The organism is Cellvibrio sp. QJXJ (genome assembly GCF_024452345.1).
GTDB lineage: Bacteria > Pseudomonadota > Gammaproteobacteria > Pseudomonadales > Cellvibrionaceae > Cellvibrio.
The window spans coordinates 189,855-215,088 of sequence record NZ_CP101662.1 but is presented as its reverse complement, the minus strand read 5'-3'; the positions used below and the strand labels follow the sequence as shown (position 1 = coordinate 215,088).

Annotated in this window: 22 protein-coding genes; 12 read left to right on the top strand and 10 right to left on the bottom strand. The window is 47.8% G+C overall.

Going from position 1 to position 25,234, the window contains the following annotated elements; genetic code table 11:
• Positions 1-56: 56 nt before the first annotated feature.
• The 7 genes from NNX04_RS00815 to NNX04_RS00785 all read right to left on the bottom strand — a co-directional run bounded on the left by NNX04_RS00815 (position 57) and on the right by NNX04_RS00785 (position 9,296).
• Positions 57-1,433, bottom strand: coding sequence for a sulfite reductase subunit alpha (locus tag NNX04_RS00815; protein WP_261947182.1), 1,377 nt, complete (start codon positions 1,431-1,433; stop codon positions 57-59).
• A 3-nt stretch (positions 1,434-1,436) separates the two neighbouring features.
• Positions 1,437-2,264 (bottom strand): DUF4198 domain-containing protein, encoded by an 828-nt coding sequence (locus NNX04_RS00810; RefSeq protein WP_261947181.1) that lies wholly within the window; start codon positions 2,262-2,264, stop codon positions 1,437-1,439.
• A gap of 57 nt (positions 2,265-2,321) precedes the next feature.
• Positions 2,322-2,834, bottom strand: a complete 513-nt coding sequence (locus NNX04_RS00805) for a DUF2271 domain-containing protein (protein WP_261947180.1) — start codon at positions 2,832-2,834, stop codon at positions 2,322-2,324.
• Positions 2,835-2,861: 27 nt separating this feature from the next.
• Complete coding sequence (locus tag NNX04_RS00800) at positions 2,862-3,458, bottom strand: PepSY-associated TM helix domain-containing protein (protein WP_261947179.1); 597 nt, start codon at positions 3,456-3,458, stop codon at positions 2,862-2,864.
• Between the two features lie 108 nt (positions 3,459-3,566).
• Positions 3,567-6,053 (bottom strand): TonB-dependent receptor domain-containing protein, encoded by a 2,487-nt coding sequence (locus tag NNX04_RS00795; RefSeq protein WP_261947178.1) that lies wholly within the window; start codon positions 6,051-6,053, stop codon positions 3,567-3,569.
• A gap of 117 nt (positions 6,054-6,170) precedes the next feature.
• Positions 6,171-6,854, bottom strand: a complete 684-nt coding sequence (locus NNX04_RS00790; protein WP_261947177.1) for a Fe2+-dependent dioxygenase — start codon at positions 6,852-6,854, stop codon at positions 6,171-6,173.
• 69 nt (positions 6,855-6,923) lie between these two features.
• Positions 6,924-9,296: a catecholate siderophore receptor Fiu gene (locus tag NNX04_RS00785; protein ID WP_261947176.1), complete on the bottom strand. Its 2,373-nt coding sequence runs from the start codon at positions 9,294-9,296 to the stop codon at positions 6,924-6,926.
• Positions 9,297-9,529: 233 nt separating this feature from the next.
• On the opposite strand from NNX04_RS00785, the gene NNX04_RS00780 reads away from it, so the two are divergent.
• From NNX04_RS00780 to NNX04_RS00770, 3 genes are read left to right on the top strand one after another with little or no spacing between them, the layout of a single operon-like run.
• Positions 9,530-10,342, top strand: coding sequence for a substrate-binding periplasmic protein (locus NNX04_RS00780; RefSeq protein ID WP_261947175.1), 813 nt, complete (start codon positions 9,530-9,532; stop codon positions 10,340-10,342).
• 2 nt (positions 10,343-10,344) lie between these two features.
• Positions 10,345-10,860 (top strand): hypothetical protein, encoded by a 516-nt coding sequence (locus NNX04_RS00775; RefSeq protein ID WP_261947174.1) that lies wholly within the window; start codon positions 10,345-10,347, stop codon positions 10,858-10,860.
• A 16-nt stretch (positions 10,861-10,876) separates the two neighbouring features.
• Positions 10,877-12,262 carry an energy transducer TonB gene (locus NNX04_RS00770; RefSeq protein WP_261947173.1) on the top strand — a complete coding sequence of 462 codons (1,386 nt, stop codon included), beginning with the start codon at positions 10,877-10,879 and terminating at the stop codon, positions 12,260-12,262.
• A 91-nt stretch (positions 12,263-12,353) separates the two neighbouring features.
• Here the strand turns inward: NNX04_RS00770 and nfuA are convergent, their stop codons facing one another.
• Positions 12,354-12,941 (bottom strand): Fe-S biogenesis protein NfuA, encoded by a 588-nt coding sequence (nfuA, locus tag NNX04_RS00765; protein WP_007642242.1) that lies wholly within the window; start codon positions 12,939-12,941, stop codon positions 12,354-12,356.
• Between the two features lie 347 nt (positions 12,942-13,288).
• On the opposite strand from nfuA, the gene metH reads away from it, so the two are divergent.
• From metH to NNX04_RS00720, 9 genes are all read left to right on the top strand, one after another.
• Positions 13,289-17,011, top strand: a complete 3,723-nt coding sequence (metH, locus tag NNX04_RS00760; protein WP_261948384.1) for a methionine synthase — start codon at positions 13,289-13,291, stop codon at positions 17,009-17,011.
• 60 nt (positions 17,012-17,071) lie between these two features.
• Positions 17,072-17,761, top strand: coding sequence for a hypothetical protein (locus NNX04_RS00755; RefSeq protein WP_007642246.1), 690 nt, complete (start codon positions 17,072-17,074; stop codon positions 17,759-17,761).
• 159 nt (positions 17,762-17,920) lie between these two features.
• The gene (locus tag NNX04_RS00750) at positions 17,921-18,142 is read left to right on the top strand and encodes a hypothetical protein (protein WP_007642249.1); all 222 of its coding nucleotides are present in this window, start codon (positions 17,921-17,923) and stop codon (positions 18,140-18,142) included.
• A gap of 42 nt (positions 18,143-18,184) precedes the next feature.
• Complete coding sequence (locus tag NNX04_RS00745; RefSeq protein ID WP_007642252.1) at positions 18,185-18,688, top strand: DUF6942 family protein; 504 nt, start codon at positions 18,185-18,187, stop codon at positions 18,686-18,688.
• A gap of 327 nt (positions 18,689-19,015) precedes the next feature.
• Positions 19,016-19,603, top strand: coding sequence for a porin family protein (locus NNX04_RS00740; protein WP_261947172.1), 588 nt, complete (start codon positions 19,016-19,018; stop codon positions 19,601-19,603).
• Between the two features lie 183 nt (positions 19,604-19,786).
• Entirely contained in the window at positions 19,787-20,410 is a 624-nt protein-coding gene (locus tag NNX04_RS00735) for a DUF2238 domain-containing protein (RefSeq protein WP_261947171.1), read from the top strand.
• Positions 20,411-20,550: 140 nt separating this feature from the next.
• The gene (locus NNX04_RS00730; protein ID WP_261947170.1) at positions 20,551-20,907 is read left to right on the top strand and encodes a helix-turn-helix domain-containing protein; all 357 of its coding nucleotides are present in this window, start codon (positions 20,551-20,553) and stop codon (positions 20,905-20,907) included.
• Entirely contained in the window at positions 20,907-22,220 is a 1,314-nt protein-coding gene (locus NNX04_RS00725; protein WP_261947169.1) for a type II toxin-antitoxin system HipA family toxin, read from the top strand. The genes NNX04_RS00730 and NNX04_RS00725 overlap by 1 nt, the downstream gene beginning before the upstream one ends.
• 67 nt (positions 22,221-22,287) lie before the next feature.
• Positions 22,288-23,484 (top strand): CvpA family protein, encoded by a 1,197-nt coding sequence (locus NNX04_RS00720; protein WP_261947168.1) that lies wholly within the window; start codon positions 22,288-22,290, stop codon positions 23,482-23,484.
• Here the strand turns inward: NNX04_RS00720 and lpxL are convergent.
• Together lpxL and NNX04_RS00710 are read right to left on the bottom strand one after the other, a co-directional pair.
• Positions 23,478-24,395, bottom strand: a complete 918-nt coding sequence (gene lpxL, locus NNX04_RS00715; RefSeq protein ID WP_007642263.1) for an LpxL/LpxP family Kdo(2)-lipid IV(A) lauroyl/palmitoleoyl acyltransferase — start codon at positions 24,393-24,395, stop codon at positions 23,478-23,480. The genes NNX04_RS00720 and lpxL overlap by 7 nt on opposite strands.
• Before the next feature lie 44 nt (positions 24,396-24,439).
• The gene (locus NNX04_RS00710) at positions 24,440-25,207 is read right to left on the bottom strand and encodes a DUF481 domain-containing protein (protein WP_261947167.1); all 768 of its coding nucleotides are present in this window, start codon (positions 25,205-25,207) and stop codon (positions 24,440-24,442) included.
• Positions 25,208-25,234: the final 27 nt, after the last annotated feature.

Genomic DNA, 25,234 nt, shown 5'->3' with positions numbered 1-25,234 from the left:
GGTTTAACAGTTGTTCCACAATCGTCACGGGTGATCGAACATGTTGTGAACAGTTGTTAATAAACGTCGCGACAGTAGCGCTGTTGATCTGCAAGCAACTCTACTTGCGCGGCCCCCAGAATAGCCGCCAAGGCTTCATCTACTGCTTGTGCCATGCCTTGTAAGCTGCCGCATACATAAATAGCTGCGCCCGCTGCAACCCACTCACGGATTGCCTCGTCATGATAGGGCAATAAATCTTGCACATAACGCGTCTCACCAGACGCTGCGTCACGTGAAAAAACTTTGTTAACCCGGCTCAATAAACCGGTTTCCAACCAATGTTGAATGTCCGCGCTGAAAAAATCATCGGCAAAGTGGCTGCGCTCACCAAAAAACAACCAGTGTTTACCTGTCGCGCGCGCCGGGTTGGCCAAATGCGAACGCAACCCGGCAATACCCGTTCCGTTACCAATTAAAATTAGTGGCACCTGTGCTGGCGGCGAATGAAAATGGGGATTAGAGCGCACACGTAAATGGATGATGCTATTTAATTCCGCCTGGGCGGTTAACCAACCCGACCCCAAACCTAACTCGCCACCGGGCGCACGTACCTGACGCACCAATAAATCGAGTGAGCCCTCACTGGGCACGGAAGCGATAGAATATTCGCGATGAGGCAAATCGGAAGAATTGCGCGGGCCTATCTCCACAATATCTCCCGCACACCATAAAGCAGCACCGGATTGCGGTTGTGTCAACACAACTCCATTGGTAGGTTGTAATTGTAAATGATAGGCAGGCGCACCGGGGCTTGCAGGATTTATACATTCGCGCGCGATTAATCGCCATTCTTCGTAGGCCGGTTTACTCCAATCGCTAAAATAAGAATTGCCGGAAATTTGCCCCAAATAATATTGCCAATGGCGCAGTGCGCTTTCATCCAGCTTATCCACGCTAATCATGTCTGCCATTGCGTGGGCACCACAATGGTGGAGTGCATTATGCAGCTGCTGCGCAAAACCACAAAAATGCAGGTAACTGGAATCACCCAAGCCTAGGACCAGATATTCCAGTGAACTGAGCGCAGTGGGATTTAACGATTCAAGTGTGCGCGCTATAAACCGATTGCCGTTATCGGGCGCTTCACCTTCACCGTAAGTGCTGGCAATAATTAATAGCTGACGGGTTCGCGTTAAGTGTTCAGTATTGAGATTATTGAGCGTAATTAATTGAGTGTTTTTACCAGAAGCATTTAATTGCTGCGCCGTTTGCCGGGCGATACGCGCAGCGTTTCCGGTTTGGCTGGCGTAAGCAATTAGTATTACTGCATCATCGGACGAAGGAACAGCAAGCACCTGTTGTTGCTGTAGCTGACGGCGATGTTTTTGCCAGCAAAACCAACAGAACAACAGGTAAATAAAAACTAACGCACTTGCTGCTAAATAACGCACAACTTATTCCGGCAATACTTCAAAGGTGGCAACATAACTACCAGCGCGAACGGTAGCAGGTTTTTTGGCTTTATCATCGCGATAATTGGCACTTAACCAATACATTCCTGCCTGCGGCCAGGTGATAGAAATATTACCTTTTTTATCTGACTCCACTTCAATGGCGGCTTGATCGTTACGGTAACGCATACCGCCGGGGATGATAGTGACTTTTACACCGGCAACGGGTTTGCCATCCATTTGAAATTGAAAGGTCGCCACTTCACCAGCAAACAAATCATTCGGGTGGGTTACTGGCACCAATTCCAAACCTTGCTTGGTCGCTTTTAATACTGACTCAGTTGGTGAGCCGGCGGTAACAAAAGTTTCCATGCGCCGCGAGAATTGCGACACTTCCAAGTTCTTGGCTTTTTTAGGCACCATTTTGTCAAAATCGGCGGGATTAGCGCGCTCACCACGACCTGGCCACATTTTGCGCTCACCGGTTTCTGTTTCCCAACGCGCCATTAAACCGCTGGATGCCACTGCAATTTTATAAGTACCTTTTTGCGGTAATTGCACATCAAACGTGCTGCGGTATTTTCCGGTCATCGCATTTTGTACTTGCAGTGTGGCGCCATCTGGTGCAGTAACCACAACACCTTCTGCACGCATAGGTGCGTGATCGGCATGAAAAATATCGTTGGATACCGCAGCATCAATACTCACCCAGGCATCGTCACTGGAAAGCACAGTAGCGCTTGGTAATAGCCACGCGCGATGGGCTTGTGCTGTTAACGGCAAGCAAAGAACGAGTGCAGTACAGAGCGTGGTTTTTAGTAAACGATTCATCATTGTTCCTCTTAAAAAATCCAGTTAATAAAGTCTCTGAAACAAAAACACTCAGAGTTAAGGCGTGATTTTTACTTCACCCAATTCTTTTTTTCCGGCAGCGGTTTGCACGCCAGCAATAGGCCAAGTGAAAGGCACTTTTACCAACTCACGACCACCCACTTCACGCGCTGCCTCCACCATAAGCACATAATTACCGGGTTTTAATTTACCCAGAGGTGCGCTGCCTTCAGTAAAAGTCACTGAATGTTTTCCCGGCGCGCGGGTTGCGCCACTGACACCATCAACGGGCATATCGGTATCGCGACCAATACGACGCCACCACTGGCGCATATCTTTAAGCCACTCTTCACCCTTATCACTTTTTTCACCGCGCGATTCCAACTGATACCACACCGCCAAATTAGTGCTCTCGCCTTTTTCATTTTCCAACCAAAGCGCCACATAGGGTTTGTGATACTCGGCAACGTCGAGTGCGGGAATCTCTACCGACACATTTAAATCTGAGGCCATGGCGGAGGAAATACTGGCTACTGACAACAGCGAACTTAGTGCATAACGCAAACGCATAATTAACTCCCTCACTTCACATCATTTTTAATGGATAAATAATAAAATCAGCACCCAAGGTGCTACCAAACCTAAACCAACCATCGGCCAGGTTGCGGGCCGACCACTCGCGTAGCGTTTTAACAACAGCAAACCGGTTATACAAAAAATAATGCAGGCAATTGCGAAAAAATCGAGAAACCAACTCCATATCACCGGCGTATTACGGCCTTTGTGTAAATCGTTGAAATAGGAAACCCAGCCGCGATCAGTAAGTTCATACAACAATTCACCGCTGGTTAAATCCATACTCAACCAAGCATCACCACCGGGGCGCGGTAGCGAGAGATAAATTTCGTCCTCACTCCACTCTGCTAATTGATTGCGAACTTCAATTTTCTGCGTATCCGCCAACCAAGCGCGCAGCGTTTCTGGCAAGGGTGCTTTTTCTGCGTCCGGCACAGAAATAGCAGCCAGTATTTCTGCCGGCAGCTGCGCTTCTTTGGTGATAATTTCTGGCGTGGCTTTAATATCCGCCGCGTGATTCAACGTAATGCCGGTAATCGCAAATAGCAGCATGCCGATTAAACAAATCGCCGAGCTGATCCAATGCCATTCGCGCACACTACCCACATATTTTTTCATGCTGACTATTTTTGCCTTTCAACAATTGTGCTATTCACGGTTTATCTTTTTAAAAGAGACACCACCTACCCTCGCTGCAGCGAGGGCACTGGTGAAGTGAATAACGGATTAAAATTTGACGTTCACACCCAGCCAAATGTTGCGCGCTTTGTCTTTGTTGTTGTAATGATCCAGCACCGTTGCCAAATAACCGTCCGCATCACCTGCAGCGACGATACAGTTGGTATCACCCGCAACACATTCAGTAAACGCAACATCGTAATCGGTAAAGTCACGATCAAATAAGTTGTTGATACGCGCATTAAAAGTGACTGCCGGGCTTGCGCGGAAGGATGCACCCAAGTGAAAAATTTCATAGCTCTTGTAATACAGCGCCTCATCAGTATTCACATCCCATGAGCGATAACGATCCGAGTTCAGTTGCGCGGTAAAGAACACATTTAAGTCTGCCGTTACATCCCAATCCAGCGTGGCATTCGCCATATGTTTGGCAGGGCTTTGACTGCTATCACCTACCGGGCGACCTTTATTCACGCCACTTTTTTGCTCGCTATCGGTGTAAGTGTAATTGGTGCGCAATGCTAAACCGGGCACTAGTTGAATGCGCCCTGCCAACTCCAGACCTTGAATAACCGCTTTATCGATATTGACGGTTTTGCTGCTGGTGGCATAACCCAAATCAGCGTACTCACCGGTTTCTGCACAGCTAATATTGGTGGTAGCACCGCAGGGTTGGGAGGCTAACTTATCGTCAAAATCGTTGTGGAAAATCGTCGCGTTAAAATTGTGGCCAGCGGCGTGTTGCCAATAAACCGCAAACTCTGTGCTAGTCGTGGTTTCGGGTTTCAGATCGGGGTTGCCGTACATGGGTGAAGTCCCCTGCCCGCCAAAACCAACCACACCATCATACAACTGGGTGGTTTTCGGGGTTTTAAAACCAGTGCTCACGCCACCTTTAAAAGTCCATTGTTCGCTTAGCGTGTATACGCCATATAAGCGTGGGCTCACCTGATCGCCAAACACCTCATGATCGTCATAACGCAAACCAGCGGTAATCGCCAAGGGGCTGATGACATACCAGGTATCTTCAGCAAACAAGGAGTACATATTGTGTTCTTGCACACCACCGGGCGTGCCGCTTTCCATGCCAAATACACCGTCCTCCAATTCACCTTGAATAACTTGGGCACCTACGACGGTCACATGCTGCTGGCCAGCCAATTCAAAAGGCATGTCCAGTTTGGCGTCCAGGGTGTATTGGTTGCTGGATAAGGTGCGTTTTCCGCGCGGCAGGAAAGTGCTAGCCGCCAGTGCTTTCCGTTCGGCTTCACTCATCCCGGCATAAGCGCCAGTACCGTCGAACATCGCCAATAGTTGTTCACGTTCAGCCACGGTGAACGGCAAGGTGCGGCCTTCGTTATTAGTATCCACATACGCCAGGGACACAAAGCTATTGCCGATATCCCATTTTCCTTCGTGGGTTAACGACCAGGTGTCGCGGGTGAATTCCTGGATGGCGCTGTAGCCGACACGCGGGTTGGCGCGGCGCGACCAAGTGCCCCCATTGGCAACACACACATTTTCGCGGGTGCCTGCTGCGTCTTTACAGTAATTGGCCGCACTCCAAATACTGTCGATTCCATCCACCGTACCCACCGGATATTCCTGTACGCCGGAGTCATTGATGCGCGGGGAGTTATCGTATTGCTGCTGCGAGGTTTCGATATCAAACGCGATACTTTGATTGTCGGTTGGCGTCCAGGAAAGACGCGCCCCCAGGACTTCGTTTTCGTTATCCACGGTTTTACCGCCGCCACCGAAACCCAAGGGGCGATTACGCACTTCACCATTGGGGTAAACGATATCCGCATAGGTGGGGTTTGAAGCCAAACGGTTGTAAGAACTGCCACGAACAGCCAGACCCAATTTGCCAGGAATGAGGGGCCCCATCACGTTGAAGTCGGTGGTGATATCTTCACCAAAGCTGTCGTCTGTCTGTTGGGTACGGCTATGGCTTACCGACCCCTGCCACTTATCGGTCACTTTTTTAGTGATGATGTTAATCACACCACCCATGGCATCCGAACCGTACAAAGTAGAGGCTGGGCCGCGAATCACTTCGATACGCTCGATGGCATCCAGCGGCGGCATATGGCCAAACTGGTTGCCACCAAAACTGTTGGGGTAAATATCACCGTGATTGTTTTGACGTTTTCCATCCACCAGAATCAGGGTGTAATCCGAGCCCATCCCCCGCATAGAGATGGTGCCCTGCCCGGTTTTATCGCGGGTTTCGCCAATATCCACACCTTCCAGATCGCGCACGGCGTCCAACAGTGTGGTGTAGGGGCGTTTACTCAATTCTTCCGCAGTGACTACAGAAATACTGGCGGGTGCATCGGTAATTTTCTGTTCAAAACCAGCTGCAGAAACCACAACTTTTTGCAATACGGGTGCCGCTGGTGTGGCGGTTTGTGCTGTCGTGCTGGCTTGGGCAAAGGCATGGGTGGATGCCATAAATGCGCCCAGCACCACCATTGATGATGCGGTTAACGGAAGAGAAAAACGGCCAGCCCTGTTGTTTTTTGGGTACATCTGCAATCCACCTTATCAATAAAAATACGCAAAGAGTAATAATGCGCGCATGGTATCGATAAGTATTTGCATTTGCAATGATAACAATTCCTATTTAGTGAAATTAAATATGATTACTCAGACATCAGCCCACTGGCGCAACAGGTTGTGATAATGGCCCGTCAACCCCAGTATTTCGGCGCTATCACCCACCATTTGGCGCAGCGACTGGATATTACAATCCAACTCATGCAGCAAATTACGCTGCCAATCGTCGCGTACCATGCTTTGCGTCCAGAAGAAACTGCACACCCGCTCACCTTGGGTGACGGGAGCTACCTGGTGCAAGCTGGTGGAGGGATACAAAATCAAATCGCCTGCGGGCAATTTCACTTCGTGACTGCCGTAGGTGTCTTGCACGATTAACTCGCCACCCTCGTACTCGTCGGGCTCGGATAAAAACAAGGTGGATGACACATCGGTACGCAAGCTGAGGTTAGTGCCCGGCACTAAACGAATCGCACCATCCACATGAAAACCGTAATGTTCGCCACCGGCGTATGCATTAAATAGTGGTGGCACGATTCGCAATGGCAACGCGGCCGACATAAACAGTGGGTTGGCGTAAAGCGCCGTTAAAATCATTTCGCCCAACGCGCGCGCGACGGGGCCATCCACCGGCAATTGGCGATTGCGTTTAACCTGAGCCCCCTGCTGCCCTACTGTGGCTTTGCCATCCACCCACTGCGCTTCCTGTAAGCGGGCGCGGCACTCGGCAACTTGTTGTTTGGTTAATACTTCTGGAATGTGGATTAGCATCATATCCCCCGCATGCGCGCAATAAATAAAGGGCGCGATAAATCGCGCCCTTACAAATGACCAAACAATTAATTAGAAGCTGAAATTCACACCCAACCGTGCCGACAAAGGCGCCCCAGGATAATAGCGTGAACCACCATTATTCAGGCTGGCCACATAATCCTCATCGGTAATATTGAGCAGATTAAGTTGCACACTCAGGTTTTGGTTAATCGGATAGGACGCCATAGCATCAAACACCCAATAATCACCAAATTCGTACATAGAGCGGGTGCTCAGGGCAGTTGTATTCACCACACTGGAGCTGACCATAGTATCCACGTAGCGTGCACCGCCACCAATCAACAAGCCGCTGTCAAAGGTATAGCTGTTCCAGAGGGTAAATGTAGTTTTTGGCGACCATTGGATAGCACCACCCTCGTTATTGCCAGAGGCTTCATTGGCCGGGGTATTCGGGTTATCCACCGTGCGGTTACCGCGCGTGATTTCGTTGTCCATAAACGCAAGACCAGCGCTGATTTGCCACTTGTCGGTCAATGAACCCACCGCACCAAACTCCACACCTTCCACTTGCTTTTCACCCAAAGCAACGGAAGAGCCGTCGGGGTTAGTGGCGATTTCGTTTTCATTGGTACTGCGGAACAGGGCTGCCGTCAGGAACAGTTTGTTATCCAGCACATTCCATTTAGTGCCCAGCTCGGCGTTAGTACCCTTTTGTGGATCGAGATTAGGGTTATTAATGTTGTTCGCAGCATTGGTAGTGTTGAGCGCAAAGTTCGCTCCACCCGGTGGCAACTCGGACGTGGCGTAGCTGACATACACAGAGCCATTAGCCGCGGGCTTATACACGCCACCCAATTTCCAGCCAAACAATTCATCGGTGAGATGCGCATCGCTCGCAAGCAATGTACCCACTGGAACAGTTTGCACCGCTGGTGCAGTCACTGCCGCCTGACGGGTGATAACGTCAGTCTTGGTATGGAAGCGATCTGCGCGAACACCGGCGCTTAACTCCCATTGATCATTCAGCGTCACTGTGTCCTGCGCATAGAAGGCGTAGGTAGTGGTTTCACCATCGGTTTTAGCACCGGTGCGCAACACCGGCTGGAACACATCGCCCGTGCTTGGATTGTAGAGGTTGGCATTAGCCTGCTGCACAGTGGTCGATGAAGTCGAAGCGGTAAATGGAAGGCCCAAGGTGTAGTTCAGCTGACTCTCATAGGTGAATTCAACACCGGATACCAAATCGTGTTTGATACCACCCGCCTCAAATGAGGCAGACAAATTAGTCTGATTGGTGAGGATCTGGTTAGTTTGATCCTTACCCTGACGCGAGCGGGAAATTGTCCAGGACGCTGGCTCACTCGGGGTTGTAAAAGTGACCGCATTCACCCCCGTCAAGAGTTGATCCTGATTGGTTCGACCATAGCGCGAGGTATTGCGCAAGGTAACACCCTCGGCCAAATCCTGTTCGATGCGCACTGTCACCATACTGGCTTTGACATCGTTAAAGTCATTGGTGGAGCCGTAGAAATTTTCAGTATCAACACGTTCGGGAGTTTGACCGGCCAGTACACCAGTCGCAAAAATCGCGTTGTAATAACCATCCAATCCGATAGTAGGCACACCACCATCCGGCACACCGGATTGCTCCGCTGCAAGAACATTAATGTAGGTGCGAGTATCGGTTCCCAACCCCAACCCGAGAGAGGCGGCAAAACCTTGGGCATTGTTTTCAACCTGGTCACGGCCATCAACACCGGCGTCTTGCTTCATCAGGTTAACGCGTAACGCTGAAGTCGTAGACAGGGTTTTATTCACATCGACAGTTGCACGCTTGTAATCACTGGTACCGCCAGTCACGCTGCCGCTGATGGCATCCTCCTGATTGGCCAGCTTGCTGCTGAGGTTTACATAACCGGACGCTGCACCACGGCCGTTATCCACCCCTGCCGGGCCTTTCGCAATTTCCACTTGTTCAGTATTAAAGGTATCGCGGCTGATGCTACCTAAATCGCGTATACCATCCACAAAAATACTGCCCTGGGTATCAAACCCGCGCATAAAAATAGAATCGCCGGTAGAGGTATTACCGTTTTCACCCATCAACATAGTGATACCGGGCGTATTGCGCAGTGCTTCACTTAGGGTGGTCGCGGCCTGTTGCTGGAACAATTCCTTTTTTACTACCGCGATGGTTTGCGGGGTATCCACCAATGGCTGGGTGAATTTGGGCGAGCTTACCTGCTCGGCTTTGTAGCTCTCTATCGCCTCTGCTTCAACTCTTACGGTATTCAACTTCTTGGTTGTTTTTGCTGCCTCTTGCGCCACAACCCCAGACGAAGCCAGCAGCAATGCAGAAGACAGTGCCGTTGCCCCAAGCTGTAACGCCTTCACGTGCTTTTTGGACACTATAGGTAAGTGAGTAGATTTTCCGATGGTCATGACAAGCCCTTGTAATAGAAATAAACGGAGCGCCTAGCGCTCGCGCATACTAACGAGAATCATTATCGATAACAATGATAATAATTCTTGTTTCTTTTTGTTAATTTTACTTATTACGGCTTTTTTACACGCCACTCAGGAGGGAGGTCATTTGACTTATTGACATATAACTAAAAGCGATTAATCTTCATTATCTATATTACAATATGCACCAATATTGGAGCTATTAACCCATGCACGTCCCCTCTCGCCCCGTCTTGCTCGTGTTGTATTGCCTGACCGCGTTATTGGTCGCGGCGAGCAGCGGGAGCAATGCGGAACAAAAGGCCCCGGTGACAGAGGCAGCGGGTGCAGCCGCATCCGTGGATGGTGTACACCTACGCCTCGGCGCCGAAAATTCCTGGCCACCTTATAGCGATGAACAGGGGCAAGGCATTTCTACCGATCTCATCAAAGCCGCCTTTGCCAATCGTGGAGTAGTACTCAGCTTCCAGGTACTGCCCTATGCGCGCGTCCTGCACGATTTGGCCTCCGGTAAAATTGATGGCGGTTTTAACGTAAGTCGCCAAGCCACCACCGAAAACAAATATATTTTTGGTGAGGTGCCGCTACTCAGCGTCAAGGCTTATTGGTTTTTTATGGCAGGCACTCACAGCAACATCAAATCTTTTAATGATCTGCCGGATAATTTTCGCGTTGGCGTAATCCGCGACTATGAATACGGGGATGATTACGAAATTCATCGCCACCGGTTTAACGAGATACGAGTATCCCAACAGTCGCAAATTATTCGCATGCTAAAACAAGGGCGTATCGATGCAGGAATCATGTTTGAACGCGAAGCCGAATTTGCCATGCGACAAATGCAACTCAAAAGCAGCGTGTTTGATAAACGTTTTTTAAATCACGAGGGCGATGTATACGTCGCCTTCTCACACAAAAGCCCCAGGGCACGGTGGATGGCACAAGAGTTGGACAAAGGGCTGTTGATGCTCAAGGAGACGGGGGAGTATGATCGCATGCTCGCTAATAAAAACAGGGACTAACTATGCCAAGAACGCTACTCAAATCGCTCGTGCTAGGTGCAATTTTCCTGCAACTGCTCGCCTGCACAACCTCCTCTCCAAAAACCACAAACATAACCACGCCTATCCACACTTCGGGTTGGGAAACAGCATTACCTGGAGAGCAAGGCAGTGCCATCATTACTTTCAGCCTGCCCCAATACGCCACTGCAGAAATACAGTTATTTAAAGGCAAATCCGAACGTACAAATCCCCCCATTGCACGTATTAGTTTGACCAATGAAAATTGCACTGTTGGTCATCTGGCTTCTCTCAGCACATTTAATAACTCCATAGAAAAGATCCGCTATTTTGAGAAAGAAACTCTCTGGAATAGCACTCATCGCCTTACGCTGTCGTGGGATAACCAACGTTACTTGAGTGTTCAACTAAATGACGAAACAATTGACTCATCACTTGAGCGCAAGGTTGATAGGTTGCGCCTTAGCAGCTCACACCAACCTATTTACATAGAACATATCGAATTCATAACAAAATAACAGCAAGGAGGCTTATATGCTTATCTCAAATAAAATCAAACTGATGGTTGCAGTAACACTCGCCTTTTGGAGCCATTTCATCCATGCCGATTTTGAGCTTGGCATGAATTATTACAATGCCGGCAATTTTGAAAGTGCTTACAAGGAATTTTATGAAGCTGCGCGCTATGGTGATCACGATGCGCAAAATAATATTGGAGTTATGTATTACCGTGGTGAATACCAGCCCAAAAATATTACCCTGTCATATGCATGGATGGCACTCGCCGCGCAAAATGAGCCCGCAACCGACACGGCGTTGCATAATAAAATTCTGGCAAAAATGACAGATGCCGAGCAAAAAATTGCCAAAGAAGAATTTCAAAAACTATTAGCAGAGTATGGCGACGCTGCTATCGAAGAAAAATTAACACCGGCATTTTCTGGTACTTCGCTTGACGTGAAAAGCCAGCGTGCGATCAAACGGGTTCCGCCCAGATACCCGGATGCCATGCTCCAACAACGTGCCTCTGGTTTTGTGGACATGGTTTTTACCATCGACAAACATGGTTTTACCCGCGACCACACACCAACTTATTCCGTTTCAACGTCATTTACAAAAGCAGCAATCACTGCCTTGCGTCAATTTCAATTTGAGCCCATGAAAGTGAATGGAAAACCGGTGGATGTTAATGGCATGCGCATGCGTTTTACATTTGAAATACAAGGGAATAGCTATAGCAAAAGTAAACTCGATAAAACTATCGTCGATATGCGTGAAAAAGCAGAATCTGGAAGTGATAAAGACAAATTGGGTTACGCGTATTTTTTAGAGCTACTTCCCTCTTTCGCCAGCGACTACAAAATTGATGACAACCCCAATAAATGGTATGTGGAGGCCGCCAATCAAGGCAATGGTGTAGCGAGCTACTTCCTCGGACGCAATATTCTCTATGGCAATATGTGCACCCAAGACTCAGCGCAAAGTATGGGATGGTTGTTAAAAGCAGCTAAATCCGGCGTTGTGGATGCGCAATATATGCTAGCAATAGAGTCCTTCAGCGGAGCTCGCTTTGAAAAAAATGAAGATAAAGCTTTTTATTGGCTAACACGCTCCGCGACCACTAGCCCTTCTGCAAAATTACGCTATGCATGGATACTCGCAACCCACCCTAACACCAAGCGCCGCGATGGAAAACTGGCAAACCAGTACCTATCCCAAATTGCTAAAAACCATCTGGATCGCCAAACCTATTTACGAACCCATGCCGCTGTCGCCGCCGAAAATGGCGATTTCCGAAAAGCGATTAAATGGCAGAAACAAGCATTGAAGGATGCGCAAGAGCTGGATCTACCCGACGAGTATCTCCAACAACAACTCGCCAGTTACTCCGCGCAAAAGCCGTGGCGAGAAGAAATTTAATCGCTAATAAATCAATTACACAGAGAATAAAAAAATCCCGCTCCGGAACACCGCAGCGGGATTTTTTATGCCCTTAACAATACGCAATAAATTACATATACGCGTTGGAGCGATCCGTATGGTCAGTCACATCGCGAATGCCTTTCAACTCGGGCAACTTGTCCATCAACTGCACTTCAATGCCCTGCTTGAGGGTAATTGCCACTGAGCCACAACCCTGACAACCGCCACCAAACTTTAATACGGCAATCATATCTTCAGTGATTTCCACCAAACTCACGTTGCCGCCGTGGGAAGCGAGACTGGGGTTTACATCGTTGTAAAGCACGTAGTTGATACGGTCTTCCAGCGGGCTATCGTCGGTAACACGCGGCATTTTGGAATTGGGAGCACGAATAGTGAGCTGGCCACCCATGCGATCAGGGGAGTAGTCCACCTTGGCATCTTCCAAAAATGGCAAGCTGCGCTCTTCAAAGTGAGCGTTAAAACCCTTAAGCGGCACAATCACATCACCTTCTTTTTCCTCGCCGGGGCGACAATAAGCAATGCAGGTTTCCGCATTGGGTGTACCCGGGTTGGCCACAAACATACGAATGCCTATGCCGTCGTTGTCTTTTTGCTTGTCGAGCAGTTCTTTCAAGTAGTCTTGAGCGGATTCGGTGATATCGACGTTAACCATATAAACCTTTCTACAGAATCTGTGGGAGTCACCACTACATACGCTTAAACGTATATAAAAGGACAAATAATACCCGATTAAATTACTCAGGTATTCTACTGCAAAGTCGCGGCACAGGCACTAGCCAAGCCTGAAAAGAAGCCGCTAAATTTTTATCAGCGCCATAGCCAAACCCTACAACACCCCCTAATGCCGCACAGAAGCAGGCCAAAACGGGCGCCCTTTGGCTGCTTTTCTGCTAGAATTCGCGCCAATTTTCTATATCAATCTTTTTTGATATTGCTTCAGCAATTCTTATTCTATTCAAGCCTTTTAGCGAAAGGTTTCACATGACAGACAGGTTTCCCATGACTGCACCAGCCGCCCTGCAAGCCCGCATTGACTCACTGCACACCGCCATTAAAGAACGCATCCTGATTCTGGATGGCGGCATGGGCACCATGATCCAAAGCTATAAGCTGCAGGAGGCGGATTATCGCGGCGCGCGTTTTGCCGATTACCACATGGATATCGCCGGCAATAACGATTTGCTCAGCATTACCAAACCGGAAGTGATCCGCGAGATCCAGCGTGCTTACCTTGAGGCCGGTGCGGATATTCTGGAAACCAATACCTTTAACTCCACACGCATTTCCATGGCCGATTACGACATGGAAGACCTGAGCCACGAACTCAATTTCGCCTCTGCGCGGTTGGCGCGAGAACTGTGTGATGAAATGACCGCGCAGAATCCGGCCAAGCCGCGTTTTGTTGCCGGGGTGCTCGGGCCGACCAGTCGCACCTGTTCAATTTCGCCGGATGTAAATGATCCCGGCGCGCGCAACGTAACATTTGATCAGCTCGTCGAAAATTATCTGGAATCCATGGATGGCCTAGTAAAAGGCGGCGCCGATATTATTTTGATCGAAACTATTTTCGATACGCTCAACGCTAAAGCCGCGGTGTTCGCGGTAAAACAATATTTTGACAATGTCGGTTTTGAATTACCGATTATGATTTCCGGCACCATTACCGATGCCTCCGGCCGCACCCTTTCCGGCCAAACGACAGAAGCCTTTTACAACTCACTCGCCCATGCACGCCCACTCAGCATGGGTTTGAACTGTGCGCTGGGCGCAAAAGAATTGCGTCAGTACGTACAAGAATTGTCACGCGTTGCTAATTGCTTTGTGAGCGCGCACCCCAACGCCGGTTTGCCCAATGAATTTGGTGAGTACGACCAAACCGCGCAAGAGATGGTGGATATTGTTGAAGAATTTGCCGCAAGCGGATTTCTAAATATTATCGGCGGCTGCTGCGGTACTACGCCCGCGCACATCAAAGCGCTTGCGGATGTAATGAGCAAATATGCTCCGCGCAAAATTCCCGAAATCGAACCTGCATGTCGCCTGTCCGGTTTAGAACCCTTCAACATCACTAAAGATTCGTTATTCGTAAACGTCGGCGAACGCTGTAACGTTACCGGTTCTGCACGCTTCAAAAAATTAATTGTGGAAGAAGATTATTCCACCGCACTCGAAGTGGCGCTGGAGCAAGTGGAAAACGGTGCGCAAGTAATCGACATCAATATGGACGAAGGCATGCTCGATGCTGAAAAAGCCATGGTGCGCTTTTTGAATTTAATTGCTGGCGAACCGGATATCGCCCGTGTACCGATTATGGTGGACTCGTCCAAATGGGATGTTATCGAAGCCGGTTTGAAATGTATTCAAGGCAAACCGATTGTAAACTCCATCAGTTTGAAAGAAGGCGAAGAAGAGTTTTTACAGAAAGCCAAACTCTGCATGCGCTACGGTGCTGCTGTAGTCGTAATGGCATTTGATGAAACCGGCCAGGCCGATACCATGGCGCGCAAAAAAGAAATTTGTGAGCGCTCTTATCGCACATTGGTGGATAAACTGGATTTCCCGCCCGAAGATATTATTTTCGATCCAAACATTTTTGCGGTCGCCACCGGTATTGAAGAACACAACAATTACGCGGTAGATTTTATTGAAGCCACACGCTGGATTCGCACCAACCTGCCTCACGCGGGCGTAAGCGGTGGTGTGTCCAACGTTTCCTTCTCGTTCCGTGGCAACAACCCGGTGCGTGAAGCTATCCACTCAGTATTTTTGTACCACGCGATTAAAGCGGGTATGAATATGGGCATCGTTAACGCCAGCCAATTGGCGGTGTATGACGATTTACCGCAAGAATTAAAAGACAAAGTTGAAGATGTAATCCTCAACCGTCACAGCGGCGGCACCGAAGCATTGCTCGATATCGCTGAAAAATATCGCGGTGATGGTTCTACTGGCGACGTAAAAGAAGACGCCGAATGGCGCTCACTGCCGATTGCAAAACGTATCGAGCACTCACTCGTAAAAGGTATTTCGACCCATATCGTTGAAGACACCGAAGAAGCGCGCCAACACTATCCTCGCCCACTCGATGTAATCGAAGGCCCGCTGATGGACGGCATGAATGTGGTCGGCGATTTATTCGGCGCCGGTAAAATGTTTTTACCACAAGTGGTGAAATCTGCGCGCGTTATGAAGCAATCTGTTGCTTATTTGCAGCCGTTTATCGAAGCAGAAAAAACCGAAGCTTCAAAACCCAACGGCAAAATCCTGATGGCCACCGTAAAAGGCGATGTACACGACATCGGCAAAAATATTGTCGGTGTGGTATTGCAATGCAATAACTTTGAAGTGGTTGACCTTGGAGTAATGGTGCCCTGCGATAAAATTATCGACACCGCCATCGAACAAAACTGCGACATTATTGGCCTCTCGGGTTTGATCACGCCATCGCTGGATGAAATGGTATTTGTCGGCCGCGAAATGGAACGCCGAGGTATTAATAAGCCGCTGATGATCGGCGGCGCAACCACCTCCAAAGCGCATACCGCGGTAAAAATTGATCCGGTGTTCAAACTCAATCAAGTGGTCTACGTTGCGGATGCCTCACGCGCTGTAGGTGTGGCCAGCACATTACTGTCCGACGAATTGCGCCCCAAATTTGTAGCGGATCTTAAACAAGAATATATAGATGTACGCGAGCGCAACGCCAACCGCAAACCACGCGGCACGGTGCGCTCCTACCCCGAAGCTATCGTCAAAGGTTTAAAACTGGATTGGGATAATTACACCCCACCAGCGCCCGCATTTACCGGCGTAAAAGTATTTGAAGATTATGATTTAAATACGCTGGTTGATTTTATCGACTGGACTCCTTTCTTTATCAGCTGGGATCTCGCCGGAAAATATCCAAAAATTCTGGAGGATGAAATCGTCGGCGAAGCTGCACGCAATTTATTTGCCGATGCACAACAGATGCTGCGTAAATTGATCGATGAAAAGCTGATTCGCGCCAACGGCGTGATTGGCTTCTGGCCAGCGAATACGGTCAACAGCGATGACATCGCCGTATATGATGCGGATGGAAAGCAAATCAATACTTTGCACCACATCCGCCAGCAACATTTAAAACAAGGCATGGAATCGCGCCCGCATTATTCACTCGCGGATTTTGTTGCACCGAAAGAAACCGGCAAACAGGATTACATCGGCGGCTTTGCGGTCACTACCGGCATAGGCGCAGAAGAACTCGCCAAGCAATACCAGGACGCGGGCGACGACTACAACAGCATCATGGTAAAAGCCCTCGCCGACCGTTTGGCTGAAGCCTTTGCAGAACACATGCATCAACGCGTGCGCAAAGAATTTTGGGGCTACGACCGCGATGAAAATCTGTCGAATGAAGATTTAATCAAAGAACAATACAAAGGCATCCGCCCTGCTCCCGGTTATCCAGCCTGTCCGGATCACACTGAAAAAACACAGTTGTTCGCATTGCTGGATGGCGAGAAAAATACTGGTATTACCCTGACTGAGCATTTCGCGATGTTGCCGACCGCTGCCGTTTCCGGCTGGTACTTTGCGCATCCGCAAGCAGAGTATTTTAATACAGGGAAGATTGAGAAAGATCAGGTGGAGAGTTTGGCGCAGCGCAAGGGGGTTAGTGTGCAGGAGATTGAGCGGTGGATGAGCCCGGTGTTGGCTTATGAGCCGGGGATTACCGAGTAAATTGGATTTGTAGGGCAGGTTCGCGGAGCAACCCGCCGCATCACAATTAGAGGAAAGCAGATGATTCCAAAACCTTTAAGCCATGATGAGTATACAATTGGTGATTCTGCTAGCTGGGTGAAGATCGAATACGAGTCATTCATCGATCCTGCGAAATACCTATCCTTTTCAAAAAAGGATCTTGAGATTGAAAAATCTGAGAGGACATTTATAAACGCGATATCTAACGCTAAAAGAGCGCTTCACCTTCAAGTCGAAACAATATCTAAAGCCTTTGGTTTCAAATCTAGAAAATCTAAAAACAATGTCAACTTCCATGATCATCTTGAATATTGTGAAAAATGTGGAGTACTGACACCAAAAATTCTTAAATCTATAAACAAGATAAGAAATGCCGTAGAACACGACTATTACATACCAACAGAAGTAGAAACCGAAGAGTTTATAGACATTATTGAACTTTTTTTAGCTGCGACTGACAAGTATGTCTGCCAATTTCCCGAAAGCCTTGATATAGCAGTGAGCAGCGCATCAAAAAATAACCATCCAGCTTTAGATAAAATATCTTTGGAACCATACACTGGAGAAATTAAGCTACAACTATGCATTTTCGAACCAAGTGACGAGGACTTACAAAGTATTGAGTCTTATAAAATATATTTAGAAAAAAATTGTCTAACAATTCCATCAAGTAATGAAGAATATTTTTTATGGATTAAATTATTAATTAGCAAATTTAGAGAATGGTAGTGGTTAGAACGAGAAATAATATCCAGCATCACACTCTCCCCCTGCCGAGCATATCTACCCAACCTACCAAACGAAAAATAATTTATTGTTTTTCCAACCCGACAATTCGCTGTTGCGGTTCGTTCCTCACCGGCAACCTACCCGCACAAGGAAAACGCCATGACCAATCAAACAAATGACGAGCTGATTCAAGCGTTAAAAATTGCCTTTTGTTATATGCCAAAAGCTATAGAGGTGAACAAGTACGAATACGGTGATAGATACCAAACCGTGCTCGACCATATTCAAACGGTGCGAGAGACTTTACTCATTAATGAGATAGACCCAGAAGAAGTGTATGGTGAAATTAATCCCGACAGCACACCGAACTCTTCTTATTAAGCGTTGCGTAAAAACAATACGCAGCCGGTTAAATAACCACCTATGAAAATGATTGGACTTGGATCGCACCACAGCAGCATTAAATTTTATATCGCCAATCGCCCACCGATTGATGATTATCCGGTAATGGATGAATTGCGTGGCTTGGCGATGGGCGAGCTTACACATATTGTAAAAAACACCAGCAACCACTGGCGCAAGGTGTTTAATGTTTACGCCAAGCTACTGTTTGATTGGTACCAGTTGCAGCAACAGAAAAATTTACCCGATACCTGGCAAGCTTATCGTGACCTTGAATTATTTCAGGCACACTCACAAGAGGCACTGTTGTTTAGTGCACCGCAGTTTGAATCGGATGGAAACTCCATCCATATCATTGCCGGTAAAACCTACGCGGCACAGTTAGCATTGCCACCACTGGTTTGGCTGGATGCTTATTTTGCGATTAATAAAGAACAGCGCGTGATTGTTGCACCTTACCCGGATTATCGTCAGCTTTCCAATGAGCGAATTGCGCGCCTGCTTGAGCTGATGCGATTCAGTTGAAATATAGAGCGAAATTCCCACCTCCCCTTCCATATCATGCTTTTCAATCACTCTTTTAAATCAAGCGCCTTTTCGATTTTAAGTTAATTTTTTGAATCTGAATGTACGTTAAATAACATAATAAAAAATATAAATTTCACCAAAAAACCATGGTTGTAAATTTTACTTTTTTTGTAAAAAAATAATTAGAATCCAATAAAAATTAATTTTAATAACTCAACAAAATCGCTTAAAAGCTACGCAATAACTAACTTCAAGCTGATTGGCACAAGCATTGCTCCATCTACTCTGTAGGTTCAGTCAATCACAGAAAATGGAGATTTAATTATGTTTACTAAAACATCTGCCATCCTAAGTATTGCTATGATTTCATCAGCAGCCGTAGCGCAATCAGACACCCAGGAAAACAACAACTGGCGCTTGCATCCGGAATTTTCTATTGGTGCCGGCTACGGCCTTACCAAATTAAAAGATGATGAATTTAAAGAAGATGAGGCCGCTAAAAAAATATTTGCCTTGGTAAAATTTAATGAATACATCGGAGTGGAGGCCTCTTATATTGACTTTGATGAAGCCGGAAATGATGTATTAACTCTGGATGCGGACGGTAGATCACTAGCCGTTATTTTTGAAGCCCCGCTCAGCGAGTCATTTTCTCTTTACGCCAAGGGCGGGCAATTATGGTGGGATGCAGATGCTGCAATAACACCAATTAATGCCAGCGACAATTACGATGGCGATGAGGCGTTTTGGGGTGGTGGTGCAAAAATTCGCTTATCTGAAAACCTTGATTTGCGCATCGAATATGAACGCTTTGATTTCAATATCTCGCGGGACGAAATCGATGTATTGCAACAAGACGACATTGATATGGATGTGGATTTTGCCAGTGTAAATCTGCAGTTTACTTTTTAACGCATCACTCCTCCGATAAACGCAAACCTTATTAGCGGGAGCCTTGTGCTCTCGCTACTATGCCTGTTCTATCCAGTCCCCTTTTACCAGCAAACGAACACCAACCTCAGCACCAAAAACTCTGTTTATAACGTAATATGGCCGTCATTCACGCCACCATTACATTATTATCAGGGACACAAAATGCGCCAAACCCCATTATCACTGCTGGTATTTATGCTTATCGCCACAGGCATAGCTTTAATTGCCTCCGGCTGGCAACCCTATGACCGCGCCACCTGGTTAATGGAGGTGATGCCGGTATTAATCGCGATTCCAATTTTGTGGGCAACGTACAAAAAATTCCCGCTTACTACCCTGCTCTACTGGTGTATTTTTTTGCACGGTTTGATTTTAATTCTGGGCGGGGCTTACACCTATGCGCGGGTTCCAGTGGGTTTTATGGTGCAAGACTGGTTTGAATTGTCACGCAACCCTTACGACAAACTTGGCCACTTTTTTCAGGGCTTTGCACCCGCATTAATTGCGCGGGAAATTCTTATCCGCCACCAGATTGTCAAAGGCGCAAAAATGCTCGCCTTTATTATCGTGTGTATTGTGCTGGCAATTAGTGCCACTTATGAGCTGATCGAGTGGGCCGCTGCGCTGATTATGGGGCAAGGCGCGGATGAGTTTTTGGGCACCCAGGGCGACCAGTGGGATACCCAATCGGATATGTTTTTTGCCCTTATCGGAGCAATCAGTGCTTTGCTACTACTATCGCGCTGGCACGACATCCAACTTCAACAGATTAAACAAAAAACTTAAAGGGTATTAAAATACCCATAAAAAGAAAAAATCGCATTAAAAGATATTTATTTACCTGAAATTTGCAAAATAACATTAATGAGTATAAATTTACTCTTAATTGATTATTTTCACCTATTAGGGGTAGATAAATATCTATTATGAACTATCACTCAATGAGCAATAGCGCCATTGCTACCGAGCTGGGCGAACGCCTTGAACGTTTGCGGCTGGCGCAAAACCTGACCCAACAAATGCTGGCAGATGAAATAGGCATTACTGCCAAAAGTTATCGCCAATTGGTGGCGGGCGGCGGCAAGCTGGAAAATATGATTGCCGCCTTACGCGCGCTCAATGCCTTGGAGCAACTGGATAACTTCCTACCCGATACCCCACCCAGCCCACTCGAACAATTAAAACTGCGCGGTAAACAGCGCCAGCGCGCACGGACTAGTAACTATAAAGCAGCCGAGGCGCGCACTTCCGAGAGCATAAAAGAACCGGGGTTGGACTGGTAATGCTAAACCTCGCTGAAGTGTGGCTATGGGACAAATTGGTCGGCGCCCTTGCCTGGGCACCCGACACCGCAACCGCGACCTTTGAATATACGCCCGAATGGATAAAAACCGGGGTACAAATTGCCCCACTGCACATGCCTAGCCACGCAGACGGCACACATATTTTTCATTTCCCCCAACTCAACCGCGACACCTATAAAGGGCTGCCCGCGTGTTTTGCAGATACCTTGCCCGACGATTTTGGCAACGCGGTAATCAATGCCTGGCTCGCACGCAACGGCCGGGACGCGCAGAGTTTTAACCCACTCGAACGCCTGCTTTACAGCGGCAACCGCGGTATGGGGGCGCTGGAATACGCGCCTGCCCTGCGGCAAACTCAACGGACCAATAGCCAGCTGGAGCTGGAATCGCTGATCGCTATGGCACAACAGGTACTGGATCAACGTGCCGGCCTAAACGGTTCGCTCCAACACAGGGGGAATGATGATCTCACAGCGATACTGCAAGTGGGTACATCCGCCGGTGGCGCGCGCGCCAAGGCCTTGGTTGCGCTCAATAAAACGCGCACTGAAATCCGCTCAGGGCAAGTAGATGCACCTGAGGGCTTTGAACATTATCTGTTGAAATTTGATGGAGTCATTGAACAGGGCAATAGCCGCGAAACCTTTGGCGACCCACAGGGTTTTGGCCGTATGGAATACGCCTATTATTTAATGGCAAAAGCGGCGGGCATTCGTATGGCGCCTTGCGAATTATTGATGGATGGTGAGCGCGCGCATTTTCTGACGCAGCGCTTTGATCGCATTGGCAATCACAAGGTTCACTATCAATCACTTTGTGCCATGGATCACGCCGATTTTAAAAAGCCGGGCCACTACAGCTATGAGCAACTCTTTGCCGTAGCGCGCCAACTGCGTTTAACGCGCGCTGAGGCGGTGGAAATTTATCGCCGCATGGTATTTAACATAGTCGCGCGCAACCATGACGATCACAGTAAAAATATCGGTTTTATTCTGCCCGGCCCGCGCATGCAGTGGCAATTAGCGCCCGCGTTTGATATAGCCTACAGCTACAAACCCGGCTCACCCTGGGTGAATTCGCACCAACTGAATTTAAATGGTAAACGCGATAATTTTACCCGCCGTGATTTATTAAGTGCTGCAACCTTAATTAGTAATTTCACCAAAGAAGCAAAACTGATTATTGAAGAGGTGCTTGATGTTGTCGGCCAGTGGCCAACCTATGCAAGCACGGCGGGTGTATCGCCGGAGTTTACACGCGAGATAAATAACAACTTACGCCTTTCGCTTTAAACACTGAGTTACCAACAGTCGATAGCCAAACAAGTCACCACAACTTTTATTGAATAAGGAATTGGCAATGCAAATCACCACCCTGGTATTTTTTGCGCTACTTATTTTTTTCACCTGGCGCGGTTATCAAAAAGGATTTATTGGCTCTATTACGCGCATTTTGAGTTGGATAGTCGCCTACCCTGCCGCACTTATTTTTACTCCAACGGTTGCCACGTTGTTAATGCAACACACGGCATTAACGGGTTTGATTGTTTATTTTATTGCCGGTGCAGGGATTTTTTTGCTGGTCAGTTTTATTGTTTCATTATTGCTAAGCAGTGTTGGAAAATTGGTGCCGGAAAACCATGTTACTAATACCGGCTCAAAAATAGGCGGTGCAGGTGTGGGTGTACTGGTAGGTGCACTGGCCGGTTTACTCGCGGTTTATGTGTTAGGGCTAGTCTTAACACCGAAACAAAATACCATCACCGAAAACCTCACTACCGACACAACGACCAACGCTCCGCTCACCCATACCCCTGCTAACAGTTCAACGAATCCCCCCGTTCCAACGCTACGCAATTTACAAAGCGCTAACGATTCATTTATTGAAGCAAGCGCTAAAAAATTAATGGGTGCCGCCGCCGCAACCGCGGTGGATTTGGCGGTGGAAGATAAAACCGCCAGCCAGGTCGCCAAAGCCTTTGTACAAGACCCACAAACCATGCTTGGCCATGTGCAGCAGATGACGAATAGCGGTCAAATGCAAACGCTGATGAGCGATGAAAAAATCCAATCGCTACTCACCACGGGCGACACTCATGCACTCATGCGCGACCCGGAATTTAAAGCCTTAATTGATAACCCAAGCATGCAGGCGCTAATGGCGCAAGCTGATGTGAACACCGATGCGGGCGCGCAGGCAGCGGCAGAAAAAATGGTTTTTGCGTGGAATCGGGTGCAGATAATTAAACATGACCCGCGGGTGATTGCGATAGTGACCGACCCGGAGTTTCAACAGCAATTAAATTCACCCAATAAATTGCCACTGATGCTGAACCCAAAATTAAACCAGCTCACGCAGATTATTTTTAGTCAGGAAACTATCGCGGCAAATGGTACGAATAATTACGAGGTGATAGAGGTAAAACAAAACAATACCGGCAGCCAAACAACGGAGGAAACACCGAGAACACCTACCCAAATTTATCGCTGGACCGATGAAAATGGGCAAGTGCATTATTCAGACCAGCCAACAAACCCGACTGCAAAACCTCAGTAAACTTTTGCCAAGCCCTCGGGCCGCGTTTTGAAGCGCGGCTGGGCCCACAAATACTGCTCCGGTGCTTTTAGGATTTCCTGCTCTACAAATTCATTTACCCGGCGCGCATCCGCCAATTCATCCCCTGTGGGGTAGTTTTCAAAGGGCGGGTGAACCACCACATCATAACCACTGCCATCGGCACGGCGGTATTGGGAGAAAGGAATAATTTTAGCGCGCCCCATGCGAGCAAATGTTGCCGTGGCAGTCACGGTCGCGGCGGGTACACCAAAAAAAGGCACAAATACTGACACTTTTGCACCCAGGTCGCGGTCAGGGGCATACCAAATCATTCGCCCTTTGCGCAGCTGTGTCACCATTCCGCGCACGTTGTCACGGCTAAGGGCAATACCTTCTTTTACATAGGCTTCACGACGCTTTTTTTGCACATAATCAAACACTTTGTTTTTATGCGGGCTGTACATCCCATCATAATTTATACACGCCCCCAGCATCGCACTGCCTATATCCAGTGTGGTGAAATGTAAACTAAGCAAGAGCGCGCCCTCGCCATCTGCCTTGGCTTTTTCAATGTGCTCAAGCCCGGTGATGGAGAATAATTTACGCAACCGCGGTTTTGACCAAAAATAACCAATCCCGGTCTCAAAAGCTGCCATCGCAGTGGATTGCAAATTGGCATTTAATAATTGATCAATTTCTGCGGTTGTTTTTTCCGGAAAACAAAGTTGCAAATTAGTGCGCGCCATTTTCACCCGCTTTTTATTCAGGTGAAGCAAAGGTGCCGCGCGGCGAGCCAACGCCATCTGCCAGGAATAAGGTAATTGCGCAATCAAAAACCAAACCCCAAAACCAATCCAGGTAGGCCAATGACGAGGAGCCAGTAAAGCACGATCAAATTGCGATGAAGCCATAGTGATAAATAATCTAGATTGAAGTAGCCAATATCGGCAATAACTTAAAAGCTATAAACCAGATTGATAAAGGTGGTGGTGTCGGTTTTTTCTTTACCGTCTGCCACATCCGAGTCATTCGCAATCGCCACGCCCACTTTCATTTTCATGTGCGCATTAATACTTGTTGCCAGCGAGGTTTCGCTTTGGGTACGAGTATTGTCTGCACCGGATTCAACGCTAATTAATTGTTTGAAGGTGGCGTTGTCGCTAATTTTCCATTCCAGTGCGGTAGCTGCACGCAACATCGCACCACTTTCATCGGTGATGGTATCCGGCAACAAAGGATCCGTGCTTTCGGTCACTTTTTCACCTTCAAAATAACCAGGACCCGCTTCTATAAACCAGTTAAACGTGGGGCTGTAGTACAACCAGTTACCATAACCCAAAGCCAGGGTTGCATAAGTACGATAAGCACCAAACTTATCTTCGGTGTAGGAGCCATAACTAAATAAATAAGACTCTTCCACTCCAATCAAATAAGCAAACTTGGCAGAACCAAAATATTTTTCCGCCGTTTTCTCTCTCTGACTGGTGTTGTCGTCTTGTTTGACACTGTCCTCTTTGAACAGTGAATTAAAAATGTATTGGTTTTCCCATTTCTCCAAATTCTGCTTGGCATCCACTTTAAATTGGAGACTGGTAGTGTCGGTATTACCCGAAGTAGCGATAGCACCTATATCCACTTCTACTTCCCAAGGTTTTTTTGAATCCTCGGCAAAACTGGCAGTGGCACATGTGGTGAGAACAAAAGCAGCGGTCAATTTATACATAGTCAATCCTGTTACCTCTATCTAGGG

What these genes read in the sequence shown, in the direction of transcription:
- NNX04_RS00755 (WP_007642246.1), top strand. Translation starts at nt 17,072, where the DNA reads ATGATTCCAAAACCTTTAAGCCATGATGAGTATACAATTGGTGATTCT.
- NNX04_RS00770 (WP_261947173.1), top strand. Translation starts at nt 10,877, where the DNA reads ATGCTTATCTCAAATAAAATCAAACTGATGGTTGCAGTAACACTCGCC.
- NNX04_RS00780 (WP_261947175.1), top strand. Translation starts at nt 9,530, where the DNA reads ATGCACGTCCCCTCTCGCCCCGTCTTGCTCGTGTTGTATTGCCTGACC.
- NNX04_RS00750 (WP_007642249.1), top strand. Translation starts at nt 17,921, where the DNA reads ATGACCAATCAAACAAATGACGAGCTGATTCAAGCGTTAAAAATTGCC.
- nfuA (WP_007642242.1), bottom strand. Translation starts at nt 12,941, where the DNA reads ATGGTTAACGTCGATATCACCGAATCCGCTCAAGACTACTTGAAAGAA.
- NNX04_RS00740 (WP_261947172.1), top strand. Translation starts at nt 19,016, where the DNA reads ATGTTTACTAAAACATCTGCCATCCTAAGTATTGCTATGATTTCATCA.
- NNX04_RS00730 (WP_261947170.1), top strand. Translation starts at nt 20,551, where the DNA reads ATGAACTATCACTCAATGAGCAATAGCGCCATTGCTACCGAGCTGGGC.
- NNX04_RS00775 (WP_261947174.1), top strand. Translation starts at nt 10,345, where the DNA reads ATGCCAAGAACGCTACTCAAATCGCTCGTGCTAGGTGCAATTTTCCTG.
- NNX04_RS00725 (WP_261947169.1), top strand. Translation starts at nt 20,907, where the DNA reads ATGCTAAACCTCGCTGAAGTGTGGCTATGGGACAAATTGGTCGGCGCC.
- NNX04_RS00790 (WP_261947177.1), bottom strand. Translation starts at nt 6,854, where the DNA reads ATGATGCTAATCCACATTCCAGAAGTATTAACCAAACAACAAGTTGCC.
- lpxL (WP_007642263.1), bottom strand. Translation starts at nt 24,395, where the DNA reads ATGGCTTCATCGCAATTTGATCGTGCTTTACTGGCTCCTCGTCATTGG.
- NNX04_RS00800 (WP_261947179.1), bottom strand. Translation starts at nt 3,458, where the DNA reads ATGAAAAAATATGTGGGTAGTGTGCGCGAATGGCATTGGATCAGCTCG.
- metH (WP_261948384.1), top strand. Translation starts at nt 13,289, where the DNA reads ATGACTGCACCAGCCGCCCTGCAAGCCCGCATTGACTCACTGCACACC.
- NNX04_RS00785 (WP_261947176.1), bottom strand. Translation starts at nt 9,296, where the DNA reads ATGACCATCGGAAAATCTACTCACTTACCTATAGTGTCCAAAAAGCAC.
- NNX04_RS00805 (WP_261947180.1), bottom strand. Translation starts at nt 2,834, where the DNA reads ATGCGTTTGCGTTATGCACTAAGTTCGCTGTTGTCAGTAGCCAGTATT.
- NNX04_RS00810 (WP_261947181.1), bottom strand. Translation starts at nt 2,264, where the DNA reads ATGAATCGTTTACTAAAAACCACGCTCTGTACTGCACTCGTTCTTTGC.
- NNX04_RS00745 (WP_007642252.1), top strand. Translation starts at nt 18,185, where the DNA reads ATGAAAATGATTGGACTTGGATCGCACCACAGCAGCATTAAATTTTAT.
- NNX04_RS00710 (WP_261947167.1), bottom strand. Translation starts at nt 25,207, where the DNA reads ATGTATAAATTGACCGCTGCTTTTGTTCTCACCACATGTGCCACTGCC.
- NNX04_RS00735 (WP_261947171.1), top strand. Translation starts at nt 19,787, where the DNA reads ATGCGCCAAACCCCATTATCACTGCTGGTATTTATGCTTATCGCCACA.
- NNX04_RS00720 (WP_261947168.1), top strand. Translation starts at nt 22,288, where the DNA reads ATGCAAATCACCACCCTGGTATTTTTTGCGCTACTTATTTTTTTCACC.
- NNX04_RS00795 (WP_261947178.1), bottom strand. Translation starts at nt 6,053, where the DNA reads ATGTACCCAAAAAACAACAGGGCTGGCCGTTTTTCTCTTCCGTTAACC.